The following is an 18,457-nucleotide window of genomic DNA, read 5'->3' on the forward strand; positions in this document are numbered from 1 at the left end:
TGCACCGATCCTCGCCGCTCCCGGAGGCGCACGTGTGTGACCCCCACGACCAGCACGAACACGAGACGACGACCGCCGACGACCCGGTGATGGCGGCCTCCGCCCACACCACCGCGCACACCTATGTCCCGCCCACCGGCCTCGCCCGGGACAGCCCCGCCAAGACGACCGCGCTGGACTGGATCGCGGAGCACACCGACCGCATCACCGGCCTCAACGCCGAGATCTGGGAGCACGCCGAACTCAGCCTGCGCGAGTGGAAGTCCTCCCTCGCCGAGGCCGCGTTCCTCGAACAGGCCGGATTCCAGGTCGAGTTCGGCACGGCCGGCTTCCCCACGGCGTTCACCGCGACCTACACCTACGGCACCGGCGGCCCCGTCCTCGGCTTCAGCGGCGAGTACGACGCGCTCCCCGGCCTCTCCCAGCACAGCGGCGTCGGCCACCACGACCCGCGCGAGTACGTCCACGACCCGTTCGCACCGGGCTACGGCCCCGGACACGGCTGCGGTCACTGCGCCCTCGGTACGGCGGCCGCCTCGGCCGCGGCAGCCGTGGCGCAGGCGGCGCAACGACACCAACTCCCGGTCACCGTCCGCTTCTTCGGCTCGACCGCCGAGGAGAACCTGATCGGCAAGACGTACGCGGTCAGCCAGGGCGTCTACGACGGCCTCGACGCCTTCCTCGACTGGCACCCCTCGACCTCCAACGCCACCGGCTGGAAAAGCAGCACCGCGATGACGGCGGTGACCTTCACCTTCCTGGGCGTGGCCGGTCACGGCGGTCATCCCCTGGGAAACAAGAGCGCGTTGGACGCGGCCGTGATGATGGCGACCCTCTCCGAGTTCCTCCGCGAGGAGAGCGTCGCGCCGAGCGGACGTCTCCACTGGGTGATCAACAACGGCGGTGACATCCCGAACGTCACCCCCGAGATCGCGGAGATCAGTTACTACGTCCGCGAGGGCAGCCCCGCCCGCGTCCAGGTCCTCCTCGACAAGGTGATCGCCGTCTCCGAAGCGGCGGCGAAGGCCTCACAGACGTCGGTACGGCACCGCATCACCGCCGCCTGCTGGAACCAACTCCCCTCCCGGGCCTTCGCGGAGCTGATGTACGACAACATGCGACAGCTCGGCCCACCTGAATTCACCGAGGAGGCGCAGCAGCTGGCGCGGGAGCTGCAGGAGTCACTGGGCCTTCCGCAGAAGGGCCTGCACACCGAGATCGCCGAACTCGCCCCGCCCAACCCGGTGTTCCTCGGCGGCGGCTCGACGGACGTCGCCGACATCAGCTGGAACGTCCCGACCGTCTCCATGGGCGCCGCCCTCGCCCCCATCGGCAGCAAACTCCACACCTGGGCCCTCACCGCCTGCGCGGCGTCGGCACCCGGCCGGGCAACCGTCATCGCCGCCGCCCGCTACCTCACGGCGACGGCGATCGACCTCCTCACCCAGCCGGAGCAACTCAGGGCGATCAAGGCCGAGTTCGAGGAACGCACGGAGGGCGTCGAATGGCGGACGGCGCTGCCCGACGGCTACGAACCGCCCATGTACGAACCCCCGGAGTGGTTCCTGGAACGGACCGGCCAGACCTGGCCACCGGACAACATCACCTGGCCGCCCCAACGGGTGGTGTCCCAGGAGAAGTTCTCGTCCTTGGGCCCCGAACTGCCGCCTCAGCGGTAGCGATTCAGCGCTCGCCGTGCGCGTACCGGTGCACGGCGAGCGGGGCGAACACCGCGATCAGCGCGGCGCACCACGCCAGCGACCCGGCGACGGGATGGGCCACCGGCCAGGCGGCGCCCTCGGGGATGGGGGAGTTGCCGAACAGGTACCGCAGGGCCGTTGTCACCGCGCTGATCGGGTTCCATTCGGCCAGCGTGCGCAGCCAGCCCGGCAGCCGGTCGGTCGGGATGTACGCGTTGGACAGCAGCGGCAGCATGAAGGTCGCGCTGCCGAGCTGACCGGCCGCCTCCTCGCTGCGGGAGGCCAGCCCGAGCAGGATGCCGACCCAGGCGCAGGCGAACCGGAAGAGCAGCAACAGACCCACGGCAGCGGCGGCTTGGAGCGCCGACCCCTCGATCCGCCAGCCCACCGCGAGGCCGACCAGCAGAAACGGCACGGTACCGGCCGCCGTGACGACCAGGTCGGCGGTCGCCTGCCCGAGGGGCACGGCCGTCCTGCTCATCGGCAGCGTGCGGAAGCGGTCCGTCACGCCCCGGTGCGAGTCCTGGGCGGCCTGGAACATGCCCGTCATGATGCCGTTGGCGGCGGTCGCCACCATCAACCCCGGTACCAGGTAGGTCCGGTAGGCGTCGCCCGGCATCGCGAGCGCGCTGCCGAAGACGTACCCGAAGAACAGCAGCATCGTGATCGGCATGGTCTGGGTGAGGATCACGAGCCCCGGGCTGCTCCGCACCCGGCGCAGTTGCCGGCCGACCATCGCGCCGCCGTCGTACGCCAACATGCTCATGCCGCACGCTCCTTGGGGTCCATGTCCGTGTCGGTGAGCCGGAGAAACACGTCGTCGAGAGTGGGCGGGCGCAGACTCGCGTCGAGCAACGGCACACCCGCCGCGTCGAGTTCGCGGACGAGCCGGGGAAGGGTGAGTGTCGGGTCGCCGGTGACGGCGCCGACGGCGTTGCGCTCATGGTCGAACGACGGCTCGGTGCCGGTGAGTTGGTCGAGGACGCCGGCCGCCTTCGCCAGGGCGTCCGGGTGCGCGACGACGACCTCGGCATACGTCCCGATGAGCGCCTTCAGCTGAGCCGGTGAACCGCTGTGCGCGACCCGTCCCTGGTCCACCAGGGCGATGTCGTCGGCGAGTTGGTCGGCCTCCTCCAGGTACTGCGTGGTCAGCAGCACGGTCGTACCCTCCGTCTTCAGGTCCCGTACGGCGTCCCGGATCCGGTTCCGGCTGGCCGGGTCGAGCCCGGTCGTCGGTTCGTCGAGGAACAGCACGTCGGGGCGTCGTATGAGACTCGCCGCGAGGTCGAGGCGGCGGCGCATTCCGCCCGAGTAGGTGGACGCGGGCCGGTCGGCGGACTCGGTCAGGCCGAAGCGGTCCAGCAGCTCACCGGCCCGCTCCGCCGGACCCCGCACCCGGTGCAGCCGCGCGAACAGGCGCAGGTTCTGCCGGCCGGTGAGGTCGCCGTCGACCGACGCGTACTGCCCGGTGACGCCGATCCGACGCCGTACGGCCGAAGCCTCCCGGACGAGATCGTGCCCGGCGATCCGCGCGGAGCCCGCGTCGGGCCGCAGCAGTGTGGTGAGCAGCCGTACGGCCGTGGTCTTGCCCGCGCCGTTCGGCCCGAGGACCCCGCAGACCGTGCCCTGTGCCACCGCCAGGTCCAGCCCGCGCAGGGCGTGCACAGCGCCGAAGCGCTTCTCCAGACCTTCACTAAGTACAGCGTACGTAGTAGTCATGGGTCGACCATAGCGCACTACGTACGGTGTACGTAACTAGGATGGTGGTCGAGGTGATGATCAATGGCGGACCGAGCGGCCGTACCCGAAGTGATCTGGGCGCGCCCCGAGCGCGCGGGGCGGGGGCCGAAGCCGGCGTTCCGCCGCGCGGACATCGCGGCGGCGGCCGTGCGGATCGCCGATGGTGGGGGACTGGACGCGGTGTCCATGCGGCATGTCGCGGCCGAGCTGGGGTGCGGGACGATGTCGCTGTACAACTACGTCCCCCGCAAGGAGGACCTGTACGAGCTGATGGTCGACGCGGTCAGCGGCGAGCACGAGGAGTGGGAGCCGTCGGGGGACTGGCGGGCGGACATGATCCGGGTCGCCCATCAGACGCGGACGCTGATGCATCGGCATCCCTGGCTGCCGCGGTTGATGTCACCGGTGTACGGGTTCAGCCCCAACGCGCTGCGGTATCTGGAGCATTGCCTGGCCTGTCTGGACCCGGTGGAGTCGACGTACGGGATGAAGATGCAGCTCGTCGGGCTGCTCAATGGGGTCGTGACGATGTACGTGAGCAATGAGTTGGCGACTGCTGAGCGGTCTCGGGCGTTGCCTTGGTCCGAGGAGCAGGAGAACGCGGTGCGGATCGCGTACCTCGGGAGTCAGATCGCCGGTGGGGCTTATCCGCGGATGGCTGCGGCGTTCATGGAGGATCCGGGGCCTATTGATCTGGACGCGGTGTTTGATATGGCGCTGGAGAAGGTTTTGGATGCGTTTGCGCTGCGGGGGGATGGTTCGTAGGCGGGTGCGGGGCCGTTGTGGCTGGGCGCGCAGTTCCCCGCGCCCCTGGGAGTTACAGGTGCCCTCAGATCAAAGCGAACTGGCCTTCCGGGCCCTCCTCGTGGTGGTCCAGGACCGATGCTGGGTGGCGGGTCCACTCCGGGGGCGGTAGGACGCCCGCCTTGCGTAGCTCTGTTGCCGTGATCTGGTCCGTCACCTCCAACTCCTCCTGTTGCGGACGCAGTTCGGCCAGTAGCGCCAATACCGTGATCAGCTCCAGCAACTCCGACGTCCACGTCTGTTGCCAGGTGCTCGGGCGGATCGCCGCCAGCGTGCCCGGATCGGCTTCCGCCGTACGGGAGTTGAACCACTGCTCCAGTACCCGTACGCCGCTCACCTCGAAGTCCCAGGACTCGGGTGGCACCGGGGAGATGCGGCCCTCGTCGAGGTGGAGGGTCTCCTCGTCGCGGTCGTAGTGGAGGGTGAGGGGGAGGGGTGGCAGCGGGGCGCGGACGTAGGGGCGGCGGCCGCCGGGGAGTTTGGGGCGGTCGCCGTTGCGGCGCATCAGCCAGAGGAGGCGGTGGCCCAACTCGACTCCGCGTGACCACAGTTCGGAGTCCGTCGTCAGGGGTACCGCTGGTCCGGGGCGGGCCGTCGCCACTGTCCAGGCCAGGACGTCCGCCGGGGTTGGGGAGTGGCCGAGGTGGCCGGCGAGGTGCTCCAACAGGCCTGGGGCCAGGTTCGGTTCCTCGGCGCCGGGGCGTCGGTAGAGGGGGCGGACGCGGCCGGGGCGGACCAGGGGGAGGATCGTGGACGCGAAGAGGATGGGGCCGGAGGTGCCGGGGACACCCGGTGTCTCCACCACGAAGATCTGGCGTTCGTCCGCCACCCGCCACAACTCCGGGCGGGCCACGTCGATCAGGCGGTGGTCGGGGATCAGCCACTGCTCGTCGAAGGGGGCGTGCAGGACGCGGATGGGGTCCGGGCAGGGGCCCGTGGCGCGGATCAGCTTCTCCGTGCCGCTTGGCTGGCCGGGGAGTTGGGACACCGCCGAGTGCAGGGTGCGTGAGCGCGTCGGCTCGAACAGGGTTTCCCGGTCGGGGACTTCGGCTTTCACCAGGGCGTCCCAGCGCGCTTTCAGGGTTGCCGCGTCGGGTGCCGTCGGCCACCCCCGGCCGAGCCGGATCGGTGCGACGGACCACGGCATGAGGTCCGCGAGCAGCGGAGCGTCGTCGTGCGTCACGCTGGGCATCGTACGACGACGTCAGTTCGCGGCGTCGAGGGTGACCGAGAAGGAGAAACGGTCGCCTCGGTAGTGGATGACTGCCACGTCCAGGACTCTGCCCTCTGTGTCGTAGGTGATGCCCGTGTAGTGCAGGATCGGGCTGAGGAGCGGGACCTGGAGGAGGCGCGCGGTCTCCGGGTCGGCGAGACGGGCCTCCACCGTGTCCGTGATGCGGCTGATGTCCGCGCCGACGACGTCCCGCAGCACCTTGGTCATCGGCCAGCGGATGAGGTCGTCCAGGTCGAGGCGGTCGGCCAGTTCGGGGCGGATGTGGTTGCGGGCGTGGTTCGTCGGCTCGCCGGTCTTCTCGTCGCTGCGGAGGCGGTGGTACGTCGCCACCTCGGTCAAGTCCGGGAAGTGGTCGGTGAGTTCGGATGGTACGGATGCCTTGCCGTGGTCCAGGAGTTCGGTCGTCATGCCGGACTGCTGGGCGACGATCGCGTCCACCGAGCCCAACAGCCGTACCGGCGTGGCCCGCTGGACGTCCGGCTCGATGAACGTGCCCCGGCGGCGGTGCCGGGTGATCAGCCCCTCGTCCTCCAACTCCTTCAGCGCCTGCCGCATGGTGAGCACGCTGACGCCGTAGTGCCCCGCGAGTTGCTCCTCCGTGGGCAGCCGCAGCGGGTCCCGGGGCGAGCGGCCGAGTATCGAGGCGCGCAGCGACTGCGACACCTGGTACCAGAGCGGCAGCTTGCGGTTCAGGACGATCGAGTCCGGGGCGAAGGAGGTCACGGGGCCATCCGTACCGGTAGGGAGGGATCAGTGCAAGGGCCGTAAACCGGTGGGGAATTGTCGGCGTGCGAGGTGTCGGTCGGAGGCGAGGGGTCAGTGTGAGGGGCGGAAGTGGCGTTGCAGGCCCTGCCACACCTCGTCGTAGCCCCGCTGGAGGTGATCGGCCCGCGCCGCCTGGGCCGTCGCGGTCACCGGCCACCGGGTCTCGAACATGAACGCCAGGCCGTCGTCGATCTTCTGCGGGCGCAGTTCGGCGGAGCTGGCGCGGTCGAAGGTCTCCCGGTCGGGGCCGTGCGCCGACATCATGTTGTGCAGCGAGCCGCCGCCCGGCACGAACCCCTCGGCCTTCGCGTCGTAGGCGCCCTCGATGAGGCCCATGTACTCACTCATCACGTTCCGGTGGAAGTACGGCGGCCGGAACGTGTCCTCGCCCACCAGCCAGCGCGGCGCGAAGACCACGAAATCCACACCGGCCAGGCCCGGGGTGTCCGACGGGGAGGTCAGCACCGTGAAGATCGACGGGTCGGGGTGGTCGTACGAGATGGAGCCGAGCACATTGAACCGGCGCAGGTCATAGGCGTACGGCACATGGTTGCCGTGCCAGGCGACGACATCGAGGGGGGAGTGGTCGTAGGTCGCCGTCCAGAGGTTGCCGCAGAACTTGTTGACCACCTCGACCGGGCCCTCGATGTCCTCGTACGCGGCGACCGGGGCGCGGAAGTCCCGGGCGTTGGCGAGGCCGTTGGCGCCGATCGGGCCGAGGTCGGGGAGTTGGAAGGGCGCCCCATAGTTCTCGCACACATATCCGCGGGCTGAAGCATCCAGTAGCTCCACACGGAAGCGCACCCCACGAGGGATCAACGCCACGTGTCCCGGCTCCACATGGAGGAGCCCGAACTCCGTGCGCAGCAGCAGTCCGCCGCGCTCCGGGACGATCAGCAGCTCGCCGTCCGCGTCGCTGAAGACCCGGTCCATGGAGGCGTCGGCGTGGTAGAGGTGCACGGCCATGCCGGTGCGCTGGGTCGCGTCGCCGTTGCCGCCCAGGGTCCACAGGCCGGCCAGGAAGTCGGTGCCGGGCGCGGGGTCGGGGAGCGGGTTCCAGCGCAGGCGGTTGGGGTCGGGCACCGCCTCCGTGAAGGGCGCCGTACGGAGGGAGCCGTGGTCGGCGCGGGTGAACGCGGGGTGCGCGGCCGAGGGGCGGACGCGGTAGAGCCACGAGCGCCGGTTGTGCGCCCTCGGCTCGGTGAACGCCGTACCGCTGAGCTGCTCGGCGTAGAGGCCGAGCGGTGCGCGCTGCGGGGCGTTGCGGCCCTCGGGCAGGGCGCCCGGCACCGCCTCCGAGCTGTGTTCGTTGCCGAAACCGGTGAGGTAGGTCAGTCCCTCGGCGGTCTTGCGTGCGTCCCCGCTCATCCCTGCTCCCTGCCGTCTGATTCCTATGTATCACCGTAGGATTGCGGTTTCGCGGGCGCAAGGGGACGGGGAGGGGTCGGCCGGAAAGTTGAGGGTACGGCCGGAAAATCCGACTCACGGAGACCAAGAACCAGCCTCCAGGGGGATCCGGCTGTCGGACCGGTGTTCTACTCTCCCCCGCATGTCGTGGTCGCGCGCTGTTCTCACCGCGCTCGCGGTCTGTGCCCTGCTGCTGGCCGGATCGGCGGGCTGCGGCTCCGGTGACGCCCATGCCCGGAAGGGCGACCGGGTGTCGCCGTCGCCGGTGGGCAAGGTCCTCGACGACACCGACGAGCAGGGCCGGCACTACCGCGAGGTGGACAAGAAGGGCGCGCCGGGGGTCGGTGTCGAGGTGGAGCCCGACGCCGCGGACGACAGCTGGGACGTCACGCTGACCGTGCACGACTTCCGCTTCTCGCCCGCGGGTGTGAAGCCGCAGGCCGTCGCGGGGCGCGGCACCGTCCACCTCCTCGTGGACGGCCGCACCGTCGCCCGCCTCCGCATCCCCGAGTACCACCTCGCGGCCGACCTCGTCCCGCACGGCACCCACCACGTCACCGCGCGCCTCTACGCCGACGACGGCACGGTGTGGGCCGTCCACGGCAAACCGGTGCAGAGCACGGCGGACATCACGGCGTCGGAGGCCCAGGCGACCCCCGACGGCAGCAAGGTCCCCAGCTCCACACCGGCGCAGGGGTCGAAATGAGTGCTACGGACACCCAATTCCGTACTCAGGTACGAGCTTCACGTGACCGCGGCGGAAAGGCATCATGAAGCCCGTGCCCCACACGACATCGCTCCGGCGTGCGCCCGTGCAGCGGCGGAGCGCCGAACGGCTGACCAGGATTCTCGACGCCTGCGCCGACCTGCTCGACGAGGTCGGCTACGACGCGCTGAGCACCAGGGCGGTGGCCCTGCGCGCCGGTGTGCCCATCGGCTCGGTCTACCGTTTCTTCGGGAACAAGCGTGCGATGGCCGACGCGCTGGCCCAGCGCAACCTGGAGCGCTACACGGAGCGGGTCACCGAGCGCCTCAAGGAGAGCGGCGCGGAGGGCTGGCGGACGGCGGTGGACGCCGTCCTGGACGAGTACCTCGCGATGAAGCGCACCGCGCCCGGCTTCTCCCTCGTCGACTTCGGCAACCAGATCCCCATCGGCTCGGGCCACGCGGAACCCAACATCCGGGTCGCCGACCGCCTCACCGACCTCCTCTCCGGCTACCTCGCCCGCGAGCCCGACGAGGACCTCCGCCGCACCTTCCTGGTCGCCGTGGAGACCGCCGACGCCCTCGTCCACCTGGCGTTCCGGGTCGCCCCGGAGGGCGACGAGAAGGTCATCGGGGAGACCAGGCAGATGCTGCGGGCGTATCTGGCACGGGTACTGGACTGACCTGCGGTCGGGGCGCCACGTGGCGCTCCGCGGGTACCGGGGGGCATCGGGTCGCGCGCTTTCGCGGCGGGTGTCGGACTGACCTCCGGTCGGGCGGCTGGCTCTGGGCGGCTACTGGAAGGGCCCTGGGCCGCGCGCTTGTCCCGCGGCGGGTGTTGGATTGACCTCCCGGTCCGGGCGGCTGGCTCTGGGCGGTGACCGGGCGGGCTTCGGGTCGCGCGAGCTTGCCTCGTACGGCGGGTGTTGGGCTGACCTCCGGTGGGGCGGCTGGCCCTGGGCGGCGACCGGGCGGGCTTCGGGCCGTGTGCTTGCCTCGTATGGCGGGTGTTGGATGACTTCCGGTCGGGCGGCTACTGGATGGGCCTTGGATCGTGCGCTTGTCCCGTAGCGGGTGTGGGATTCACCTTCCGCTCCGGGCGGCTGGCCCTGGGCGGCGACTGGACGGGCTTCGGGTCGCGAGCTTGCCTCGTACGGCGGGTGCTGGGCCTGACCTGCGGTCGGGCGGTCGGCTCTGGGCGGTGACCGGATGGGCTTCGGGCCGTGTGCTTGCCTCGTACGGCGGGTGTTGGGCTGACCTCCGGTTGGGCGGCCGGCTTGCGGCGGCTACTGGGCGGACCTCGAGTCGCGCGCTTGCCCCGCATGGGCGGGTGTCGGACTGACCTCCGGTCGGGCGGCTGGCGCTCAGCGGGTACCGGATGGGCCTCGGGGCGCGTGCTTGTCCTGCCGTGGGTGCCGGACGGTCCCGGGTCGGGCGCGGGCAGCCGGATCGACCTCTGGCCGAAAGCCCGAAGGCCCGAAGGCTCGCCCGTCTCACGGCTGAACGTCGGCCCGCCCCTGCCGCCAAGCATCCGCCCGCCCCCGGCCAAGCACCCCTCCGCCCCCGGGCCAAGCATTCACCCGCCCCGGCCAAGAACCCGCCCGGCCCTCCGGCCAAGCATTCACCCGCCCCGGCCAAGAACCCGCCCGGCCCTCCGGCCAAGCATCCGCCCGCCCCAGGCCAAGCGCCCGCCCGGCCGAGCATTCACCTGCCCCCGGCCAAGCACCCCTCCGCCCCTCCGCCCAAGCCCGCCCCACCCACCCCGCTCCCGCACGTTTCCGACCTCACCCCCGTCACCCCCTCGCCACCTCCCATACCGCTCGGTATGCTCGCGGCCAAGAGGCAACGACGCCCTTGGAGGCCCCGTGTCCCGCACCGCCCCGCGTATCTGCCCCCTGTGCGAAGCCACCTGCGGGCTGACGCTCACCATCGAGGGGACCCGGGTCACCGGCGCCCGAGGCGATCGCGACGACGTGTTCAGCCGGGGGTTCATCTGCCCCAAGGGCGCCTCCTTCGGCGCCGTCGACAGCGACCCCGACCGCCTGCGCAGCCCCCTCGTGCGCCGGGACGGCGAGCTGCGCGAGGCCACCTGGGAGGAGGCGTTCGACGCCGTCGCCGCCGGCCTGCGCCCGGTCGTCGAGCGGTACGGCCCGCACGCCGTCGGTGTCGTCCTCGGCAACCCCAACGTGCACACCATGGCCGGTGCCCTCTACCCGCAGGTCCTGCTCGGCGCCCTCGGCACCCGCAGCGTCTTCACGGCCTCCACGGTCGACCAGATGCCCAAGCACGTCTCCTGCGGTCTGCTCTACGGCGACGCCAACGCGATCCCGGTACCCGACCTCGACCACACCGACCACCTCCTCCTGATCGGCGCCAACCCCCTTGAGTCCAACGGGAGTCTGTGCACGGCCCCCGACTTCCCCGGCAAGCTCAAGGCCCTCAAGGCCCGCGGCGGCACCCTCACCGTCATCGACCCGCGCCGCACCCGCACCGCCAAACTCGCCGACCGCCACATCGCGGTCCGCCCCGGCGGCGACGCCCTGCTGCTCGCCGCGATGACCCACGTCCTCTTCGACGAACACCTCGTGGAGCTGGGGGAGTTGGCCCCGCATGTGGAAGGGGTTGATGAACTCTGCGCGGCCGTACGGGACTTCACCCCCGAGGCTGTGAGCGGTGCCTGTGACGTCGACGCCGACGAGATCCGTACCCTCGCCCGCGAACTCGCCGCCGCCCCAACTGCCGCCGTCTACGGCCGTATCGGCAGCTGCACCGTCCCGCACGGCACCCTGGCCAGCTGGCTCGTCGACGTGCTGAACATCCTCACCGGCAACCTCGACCGGCCCGGTGGTGCCCTCTTCCCGCAGGCCGCCACCGACCGGACACCCCGGCCCGCCGGACCAGGCCGCGGGTTCGCGCTCGGGCGCTGGCGCTCACGGGTGAGCCAATACCCGGAGGCCAAGGGCGAGTTGCCGCTCTCCGCGCTCGCCGAGGAGATCGACACCGCGACCGCCGAGGGCGAGCCGATCCGCGCGCTGATCGCCGTCGCGGCCAACCCCGTGCTCTCCGCCCCGGACGGCGCCCGCCTCGACAAGGCCCTCGACTCGCTGGACTTCATGGTCAGCGTCGACCCGTACCTCAACGAGACCGCGCGCCATGCCGACGTGGTGCTGCCGCCGCCCCCGCCGTCCCAAAGCCCGCACCACGACTTCGCGTTCAACACCCTCGCCGTCCGCAACCAGGTCCGCTACACCCGCCCCGCGATCCCGCTGGAGCCCGGCCGGATGGCCGAGACCGAGATCCTGGCCCGACTGGTCCTCGCCGCGAGCGGCATGCACGGCACCGACCCGGCGGCCGTGGACGCGATGGTCATCGACCAGACCCTCGGCAAGGCCGTCAAGGATCCCAACTCGCCCGTCCACGGCCGTGATTCGCGCGAAGTGGCCGCCCTCCTCACCGGCGACACCGGCCCCGAGCGACGGCTGGACATGATGCTGCGCCTCGGTCCCTACGGCGACGGCTTCGGCGTACGACCGGACGGGCTGTCGTTGGAGAAACTCCTCGCGCACCCGCACGGCATCGACCTCGGCCCGCTCACCTCCCGCCTTCCGCAACCGCTCAAGACCCGCAGCGGGAAGGTCGAACTGCTGCCGCAGCCGATCGTCGACGACCTGCCCCGGCTCCGGCAGGCCATGAGCGACCGCGCCGACGGGCTCGTGCTCGTCGGCCGCCGGCATCTGCGCTCCAACAACAGCTGGATGCACAACGTGCCCGCCCTCACCGGCGGCACCAACCGCTGCACCCTGCACATCCACCCCGACGACGCGGAGCGCCTCGGCGTGGTCGACGGGGCGCCGGTCCGCGTCAAGGGCGCCGGGGGAGAGGTGACCGCCCCCGCTGAGATCACGGACGGGCTGCGGCGCGGCGTCGTGAGCCTCCCGCACGGCTGGGGACACGACCGTCCCGGCACCCGGCTCACCCACGCCGCCACCGATCCGGGCGTCAACGTGAACCAGCTGCTCGACGGCAGTCAGCTCGACCCGCTGTCGGGCAACGCGGTGCTCAACGGCGTGCCCGTGGAGGTCGCCGCACTCACCGCACCGCTGTGACCTGGACTTTTGCGCTTATTGCTCGCGCGTCAACATCTTGTTAACGGAGCTTTGCGCGACCTAACGTCGTCGGACCGCCGCCCCTGGTGGGAGTTCAAAGGCGAACGTTAGGTGTTCCACTCATGCTGACCATCCTCGGCTTCACCATGATCGCGACCTTCCTGGTCCTGATCATGCTGAAGAAGATGTCGCCGATCGCGGCGCTCGTGCTGATACCCGCGCTGTTCTGCGTCTTCGTCGGAAAGGGCGCCGAGCTCGGCGACTACGTCATCGACGGCGTCACCAGCCTCGCGCCCACCGCGGCGATGCTCATGTTCGCGATCGTCTACTTCGGCGTGATGATCGACGTGGGTCTCTTCGACCCGATCGTGCGAGGGATCCTCAAGTTCTGCAAGGCGGATCCCCTGCGCATCGTCGTCGGTACGGCGGTCCTCGCGGCGATCGTCTCCCTGGACGGCGACGGCTCGACCACCTTCATGATCACGGTCTCGGCGATGTACCCGCTGTACAAACGCCTGAAGATGAGCCTGGTCGTGATGACCGGCGTCGCCGCGATGGCCAACGGCGTGATGAACACGCTCCCTTGGGGTGGCCCCACCGCCCGCGCCGCGACCGCCCTCAAGGTCAGCGCCAGCGACATCTTCGTCCCGATGACCCCGGCCCTCGCCGTGGGCATGCTCGCGGTCCTCGTCCTCTCCTACGTCCTCGGCCGCCGCGAGCGCAAGCGGCTCGGCGTGCTGACGCTGGACGAGGTCCTCGTCGAGGAGCCCGCCGAGTCGGAGACGGTCCTCGTGGGCGCCGGCGGCGACAAGAAGGGCCTGGCGGCAGGCAAGGGCGACAACAAGCAGGCGCCGACCGGCAGTTCGGGCTCCGGCACCGAAGCGGACGCCGAACTCCCCGACGAGGACGACGGCTTCCAGGGCCTCGACCCCGACCGCCCCACCCTGCGCCCCAAGCTGTACTGGTTCAACGCGCTGCTCACGGTCACCCTGCTCACCGCCATGATCATGGAGTGGCTGCCGATCCCGGTCCTGTTCCTGCTCGGCGCCGCCCTCGCCCTGACCGTCAACTTCCCCCACATGCCCGATCAGAAGGCACGCCTCGGCGCCCACGCGGAGAACGTCCTCAACGTCTCCGGCATGGTCTTCGCCGCCGCCGTCTTCACCGGCGTCCTCCAGGGCACGGGCATGGTCGATCACATGGCGACCTGGCTGGTTGACAACATCCCCGACGGCATGGGCCCGCACATGGCCTTCGTCACCGGTGTGCTCAGCATCCCGCTCACGTACTTCATGTCGAACGACGGCTTCTACTTCGGCATCGTCCCGGTGCTCGCCGAGGCCGGAAACGCCCACGGCGTCTCGACCCTGGAGATCGCCCGTGCCTCCCTCGTCGGCCAACCGCTGCACATGTCCAGCCCGTTGGTGCCCGCCGTGTACGTCCTCGTCGGTATGGCCAAGGTCGAGTTCGGCGACCACACCAGGTTCGTGGTCAAGTGGGCCGCCCTGACATCGCTCGTCGTCCTCGGGGCAGGAATTCTCTTCGGAATCATCTGACCCGGCAGCATCTGACCCGGCCTCATCTGACCCACGGCACAAGGGACTTCACCATGGCGCCCGGCAGGGACCGCGGCTGGCTGCTCCGCCTCGTCATCGCCTTCAGCTTCACGCAGGGGGCGGTGTCGATGGCCCGCCCCGCCGTCTCCTACCGGGCCCTCGCGCTCGGCGCCGACGAGCGGGCGATCGGCGTGATCGCGGGCGTGTACGCGCTGCTCCCGCTGTTCGCCGCCGTACCGCTCGGCCGCCGCACCGACCACGGCCGCTGCGCACCCCTGCTGCCCGTCGGCGTGGTCCTCATCTCCGGCGGCTGCGCACTGAGCGGCCTCGCCAACTCCCTCTGGGCGATGGCGATGTGGAGCGGCGTGATGGGCCTCGGCCACCTCTGCTTCGTGATCGGCGCCCAGTCGCTCGTCGCGCGCCAGTCCGCCCCGCACGAACAGGACCGCAACTTCGGCCACTTCACCATCGGCGCCTCCCTCGGCCAGCTCATCGGCCCCATCGCCGCGGGCGCCCTGATCGGCGGCTCCGACATGGCCGGCACCAGCGCGCTCGCCCTCCTCGTCGCGGGCGCGGGCGCCGCCGTGTCGTTCACGTCGCTGTGGCGCATCGAGGACCGTACGGCCGTCAAGTCCCGTACGGAGCAGGGCGATCGCGTGCCCATGCGGAGCATCCTGGGCGCCCGGGGCGTACCCGCCGGCATCTTCATCAGCCTCTCCGTACTGTCCGCGACCGACATCCTCACCGCCTACCTCCCGGTGGTCGGCGAGCACCGGGGCATCGCGCCCTCCGTCATCGGCGTCCTGCTCAGCATCCGCGCGGCGGCCACCATCGCCTGCCGCCTGGTCCTGACCCCACTGCTCCAACTCCTCGGCAGAGCCGCGCTGTTGACCGCGACCTGCCTCCTGGCGGGCCTCCTGTGCGCGGGCATCGCGCTCCCGCTCCCGGTCTGGGTCATCGGCCTGATGCTCGCGATCCTGGGCTTCTGCCTCGGAGTCGGCCAACCCCTCTCCATGACCACGGTCGTACAGGCCGCCCCCGACGACGCCCGCTCCACCGCCCTCGCCCTACGGCTCACCGGCAACCGCCTCGGCCAGGTCGCCGCGCCCGCCGGTGCGGGTCTCGTCGCCGGAGTCGCGGGCGTGGCCGCGCCGTTCGTGATGCTGGGCGCGCTGCTGGTGCTGTCGGCGGGGGTCGCCCTGCGCTCACCGGGCGGATCGGCGGAGGGGCGTACCGCACCCCGCGGGGTGCGGCGGGAGGGCCCTTCCTTGAGCCGGAAGGGCGATATCTAGCGGTATTTGACGGCGCGTACGGCGCTGCGCACGCGTTCGGCGGGCCGAACGTGAAAGGGAATCAGGTTGAAGAGTGATTCGTACGATAATCATCTGATTCGGAGGGCTGTACATGCCGACCTCATTCCTGCCCCGTCGAGCCTCCGCCTGGACGGTTCTCGCCGCCGCGGCAACCGTCGCCTTCGGTGCGCCCGTCGCCGTCGCCGCCCCCGGTGACAACGGAGACGTCAAGATCCACGAGGTGGGCACGCCCTTCACCGACGAGCGCAACCAGCCGAAGGTCTGCGACTTCTACCTCGACGCGTTCAACTTCGACACGGTCCAGCAGGTCACCTGGTCCATCGAGACCCAGCCGTCGGTTCCGGGCGGCGCGACCCGTTCCGGCTCCATCACGCTCACGACCGGCACCGGCCACACCATGCCCATCGCGCAGCTGCCGAACGGCATGTACAAGCTGACCTGGAACTTCGTCGGTGAGAACGGCAACGGCAAGCACAAGGTCTTCCAGGTCGACTGCCCGTCGCCGCCGCCCGGCACCACCGGCGGCGGCACGGGCGGTACGGGTGGCGGCTCGGGCGGTCCCAACGGCGGTCCGCCCGCCGGTGGCGGCGGGCTGGCCCGGGACGCGGCCCTGACCCCGCTCGCGGGCGCCGCCGCGGTGGGCCTGACCGCGGTCGGCGGGGCGGTCTGGTTCCGGCTGCGTCGCCGTCCCCACGGTGCGTCCTGAGCGGATGCGATGAACTCCGGCTCTGCCCCGCGCCCCGCACGGGCGCGGGGCGCTGACGCCATGCGCCCACGTCACGGGCCGCGACCGGCCGTGGGCGGTCGGCGGCCCCCTGGTCGATCCTTCCGGGAGGCGCCCGGCCGCACCACCCTCGGCGTGGTGCGGTACGGCCGGCCCTGGTACCGGACGCGCGCCTTTCGGCTCGTGCGGACCCTCGTGCTGGCCGTCGTCATGATGGTCGGCGGTGCCCGGTGTGCCGGCGGGGACACCTCCCGCCCGGTCCGGGCGGCTCCGCCGGCCACGGACCTGCGCACGGACGCGCGCGGTGGCCGACCGGCGCCCCCCGCGCACCCCGTGGCCCACTCCGGCCGCCCGGCAACCCCGGCGCATCCCGTGGTCCGCCCCGCCCGCCCGGCACCTCCACCCCGCCCCCTGCCGCACTCCCGCGCGATCACCCTCGCGATCCCCTATCTCGACGTCGACGCCCCGGTCATGCCCCTCCGGCTCGACCGCGGCCACCGGATGTCCGCACCGCCGGACGACGACCCGAAGCGGGTTGGCTGGTACGCCGACGGGCCTGCTCCGGGCGAGCAGGGCACCGCCGTCGCCGTCGGCCACCTCGACACCATGACCGGCCCCGCCGTCTTCGCCGGCCTCGGCGAACTCAAGCCCGACCGCCTGATCGAGGTCCGGCGCGCCGACGGACGCACCGCCGTCTACACGGTCGACGCTGTACGGACGTACGAGAAGGCGCACTTCCCCGACCGGGAGGTCTACGGAGCCCGCGGGCGCCCGGAGTTGCGCCTGATCACCTGCGGCGGCGGTTACGACCGCAGGACCGGCTACACGGGCAACACCGTCGTCTTCGCCCATCTCGTCGCGACCCGCGAGCGCGCCCGAACTGGCTGAAGATGACCGTCCGTTTTCTCACGACCCGGACCGACACGCCCGATCCCGTCCGGTCTCTTCCCCCGGGTGCGCACATTCCGTTAGCTTCCGTGACTCACAAGCCTCGTACGACCCGTGCGAGGTGACCGGATCGCGGAGCACCGTCGCCCAAGTGAGCCCCCGGGGGCACTCGTCATGACACGCGCCATCTCCCTGCACGACGTGAGCAAGGCCTACGCGCGAGGTGTCCGCGTGGTGGACCGGCTGTCGCTGGACATAGCGCCGGGGGAGTTCCTCGTCCTGCTCGGGCCGTCCGGGTGCGGCAAGTCGACCGTGCTGCGGATGATCGCGGGCCTGGAGCAGATCGACGAGGGCGAGTTGAGGCTCGACGGCGAGTACGCCAACGAACTCGCCCCCTCCGAACGGGACATGGCGATGGTGTTCCAGAACTTCGCCCTCTACCCGAGCATGACCAGTCGCGACAACATCGGCTTCCCGCTGCGCATCGAGACCCCCGGCGAGGACCCGCGCGCCCGCGTCGACGCCACCGCCCGCATGCTGGGCATCGAGGACCTCCTGGAACGCTTCCCCAGCCAGCTCTCCGGCGGCGAACGCCAGCGCGTCGCCATGGGCCGGGCCATCGCCCGTCACCCCTCCGCGTTCCTCATGGACGAGCCGCTCTCCAACCTCGACGCCAAACTCCGCAACCACCTTCGCGCCGAAATCTCCTCCCTCACCCGCAAGTTGGGCGTCACCACGGTCTACGTCACCCACGACCAGGCCGAGGCCATGTCGCTCGGCGACCGGGTCGCCGTGCTGCGCGGCGGAGTCCTCCAGCAGGTCGGCACCCCGCGCTCGGTGTACGCCCTGCCCCGCAACGTCTTCGTCGCCGCCTTCATCGGCACCCCGCGCATCAACCTCCTGCGCGGCCTGGTCCGGGCCCCGTTGGACGGCGCGATGACCATCAGCCTCGGCAAGCAGTACCTCCGGCTGCCCGAACCCCTGTGCCTGGACCACCAGTTGCTCCGTGTCCAGCAGGGCCGCGAGGTCATCGTCGGCCTGCGCTCCGAGGCCATCCGCATCGCCAAGCCCGCCGCGGCCCGCCCCGGCGAGGTGGCGATCAGCGGCCTGGTCGAACACGTGGAGTTCCAGGGCCACGAGGTCCTCGTCCACTTCAACACCGGCTCCCGGCCCGCCGTCGTGCCGGAGTTGGAGGCCCCGCGCACCGCCCGCCCGGTCCGCCGCCGCCGACGCGAGGGCGGAGTCCTGGACCGGCTGCGGGGACGCGCGGGGGCGCTGCGCGCCGGACCGGTGGTGGTCCTGGACCCCTCGACGGCCCCGGAATCCGACCTCGTACCGCCCGAGGGCCGCCTCCCCGGCGACCTCGTCGTCCGCACCACCCCCGACATCGAACTCCGGCACGGCATGCATGTCCCGCTCCTCGTCGACATCGCCCACCTGTTCGTCTTCGACCAGCACGGCGAACGGATCTCCCCGGCCCCGGCGCGGCTGCCCGACCTGGACGAGTGACGCCCG

Annotated in this window: 15 protein-coding genes; 10 read left to right on the forward strand and 5 right to left on the reverse strand. The window is 71.2% G+C overall.

Features of this window, described 5'->3' with window-relative positions; genetic code table 11:
- Positions 1-32: 32 nt before the first annotated feature.
- Positions 33-1,679, forward strand: coding sequence for an amidohydrolase (locus OG504_RS41090; RefSeq protein WP_405994323.1), 1,647 nt, complete (start codon positions 33-35; stop codon positions 1,677-1,679).
- Between the two features lie 4 nt (positions 1,680-1,683).
- On the opposite strand, the gene OG504_RS41095 is transcribed toward OG504_RS41090, so the two are convergent.
- Together OG504_RS41095 and OG504_RS41100 are read right to left on the reverse strand one after the other, a co-directional pair.
- A complete protein-coding gene (locus OG504_RS41095; protein WP_405994324.1) occupies positions 1,684-2,466 on the reverse strand; it encodes an ABC transporter permease in 783 nt (260 codons plus the stop codon).
- Entirely contained in the window at positions 2,463-3,419 is a 957-nt protein-coding gene (locus tag OG504_RS41100; RefSeq protein ID WP_405994325.1) for an ATP-binding cassette domain-containing protein, read from the reverse strand. Before OG504_RS41100 ends, OG504_RS41095 begins: the two co-directional genes overlap by 4 nt.
- Positions 3,420-3,482: 63 nt before the next feature.
- Here OG504_RS41100 and OG504_RS41105 point away from each other — a divergent pair, with 63 nt between their 5' ends.
- Complete coding sequence (locus OG504_RS41105) at positions 3,483-4,205, forward strand: TetR/AcrR family transcriptional regulator (RefSeq protein ID WP_405994326.1); 723 nt, start codon at positions 3,483-3,485, stop codon at positions 4,203-4,205.
- A 64-nt stretch (positions 4,206-4,269) separates the two neighbouring features.
- On the opposite strand, the gene OG504_RS41110 is transcribed toward OG504_RS41105, so the two are convergent.
- The 3 genes from OG504_RS41110 to hmgA form a co-directional block, all read right to left on the reverse strand.
- Positions 4,270-5,436, reverse strand: a complete 1,167-nt coding sequence (locus OG504_RS41110) for a type ISP restriction/modification enzyme (protein ID WP_405994327.1) — start codon at positions 5,434-5,436, stop codon at positions 4,270-4,272.
- 12 nt (positions 5,437-5,448) lie between these two features.
- Positions 5,449-6,201, reverse strand: coding sequence for a GntR family transcriptional regulator (locus OG504_RS41115; RefSeq protein WP_405994328.1), 753 nt, complete (start codon positions 6,199-6,201; stop codon positions 5,449-5,451).
- Positions 6,202-6,294: 93 nt separating this feature from the next.
- Complete coding sequence (hmgA, locus tag OG504_RS41120; RefSeq protein ID WP_405994329.1) at positions 6,295-7,611, reverse strand: homogentisate 1,2-dioxygenase; 1,317 nt, start codon at positions 7,609-7,611, stop codon at positions 6,295-6,297.
- A 181-nt stretch (positions 7,612-7,792) separates the two neighbouring features.
- Between hmgA and OG504_RS41125 the strand changes: the two genes are divergently transcribed.
- The 8 genes from OG504_RS41125 to OG504_RS41160 all read left to right on the forward strand — a co-directional run bounded on the left by OG504_RS41125 (position 7,793) and on the right by OG504_RS41160 (position 18,451).
- Entirely contained in the window at positions 7,793-8,356 is a 564-nt protein-coding gene (locus OG504_RS41125; RefSeq protein ID WP_405994330.1) for a hypothetical protein, read from the forward strand.
- A 64-nt stretch (positions 8,357-8,420) separates the two neighbouring features.
- The gene (locus OG504_RS41130; RefSeq protein ID WP_405994331.1) at positions 8,421-9,038 is read left to right on the forward strand and encodes a TetR family transcriptional regulator; all 618 of its coding nucleotides are present in this window, start codon (positions 8,421-8,423) and stop codon (positions 9,036-9,038) included.
- A gap of 1,182 nt (positions 9,039-10,220) precedes the next feature.
- Complete coding sequence (locus OG504_RS41135; RefSeq protein WP_405994332.1) at positions 10,221-12,461, forward strand: molybdopterin oxidoreductase family protein; 2,241 nt, start codon at positions 10,221-10,223, stop codon at positions 12,459-12,461.
- A 122-nt stretch (positions 12,462-12,583) separates the two neighbouring features.
- Positions 12,584-14,017, forward strand: a complete 1,434-nt coding sequence (locus tag OG504_RS41140) for a CitMHS family transporter (RefSeq protein ID WP_405994333.1) — start codon at positions 12,584-12,586, stop codon at positions 14,015-14,017.
- A 53-nt stretch (positions 14,018-14,070) separates the two neighbouring features.
- The gene (locus OG504_RS41145; RefSeq protein ID WP_405994334.1) at positions 14,071-15,309 is read left to right on the forward strand and encodes an MFS transporter; all 1,239 of its coding nucleotides are present in this window, start codon (positions 14,071-14,073) and stop codon (positions 15,307-15,309) included.
- Positions 15,310-15,421: 112 nt separating this feature from the next.
- Positions 15,422-16,036, forward strand: a complete 615-nt coding sequence (locus OG504_RS41150) for a hypothetical protein (RefSeq protein WP_405994335.1) — start codon at positions 15,422-15,424, stop codon at positions 16,034-16,036.
- A gap of 156 nt (positions 16,037-16,192) precedes the next feature.
- Entirely contained in the window at positions 16,193-16,942 is a 750-nt protein-coding gene (locus tag OG504_RS41155; protein WP_405994336.1) for a class F sortase, read from the forward strand.
- A gap of 174 nt (positions 16,943-17,116) precedes the next feature.
- Positions 17,117-18,451: an ABC transporter ATP-binding protein gene (locus tag OG504_RS41160; RefSeq protein ID WP_405994337.1), complete on the forward strand. Its 1,335-nt coding sequence runs from the start codon at positions 17,117-17,119 to the stop codon at positions 18,449-18,451.
- Positions 18,452-18,457 lie beyond the last annotated feature (6 nt).

The organism is Streptomyces sp. NBC_00986 (genome assembly GCF_045162565.1).
Classification (GTDB): domain Bacteria; phylum Actinomycetota; class Actinomycetes; order Streptomycetales; family Streptomycetaceae; genus Streptomyces.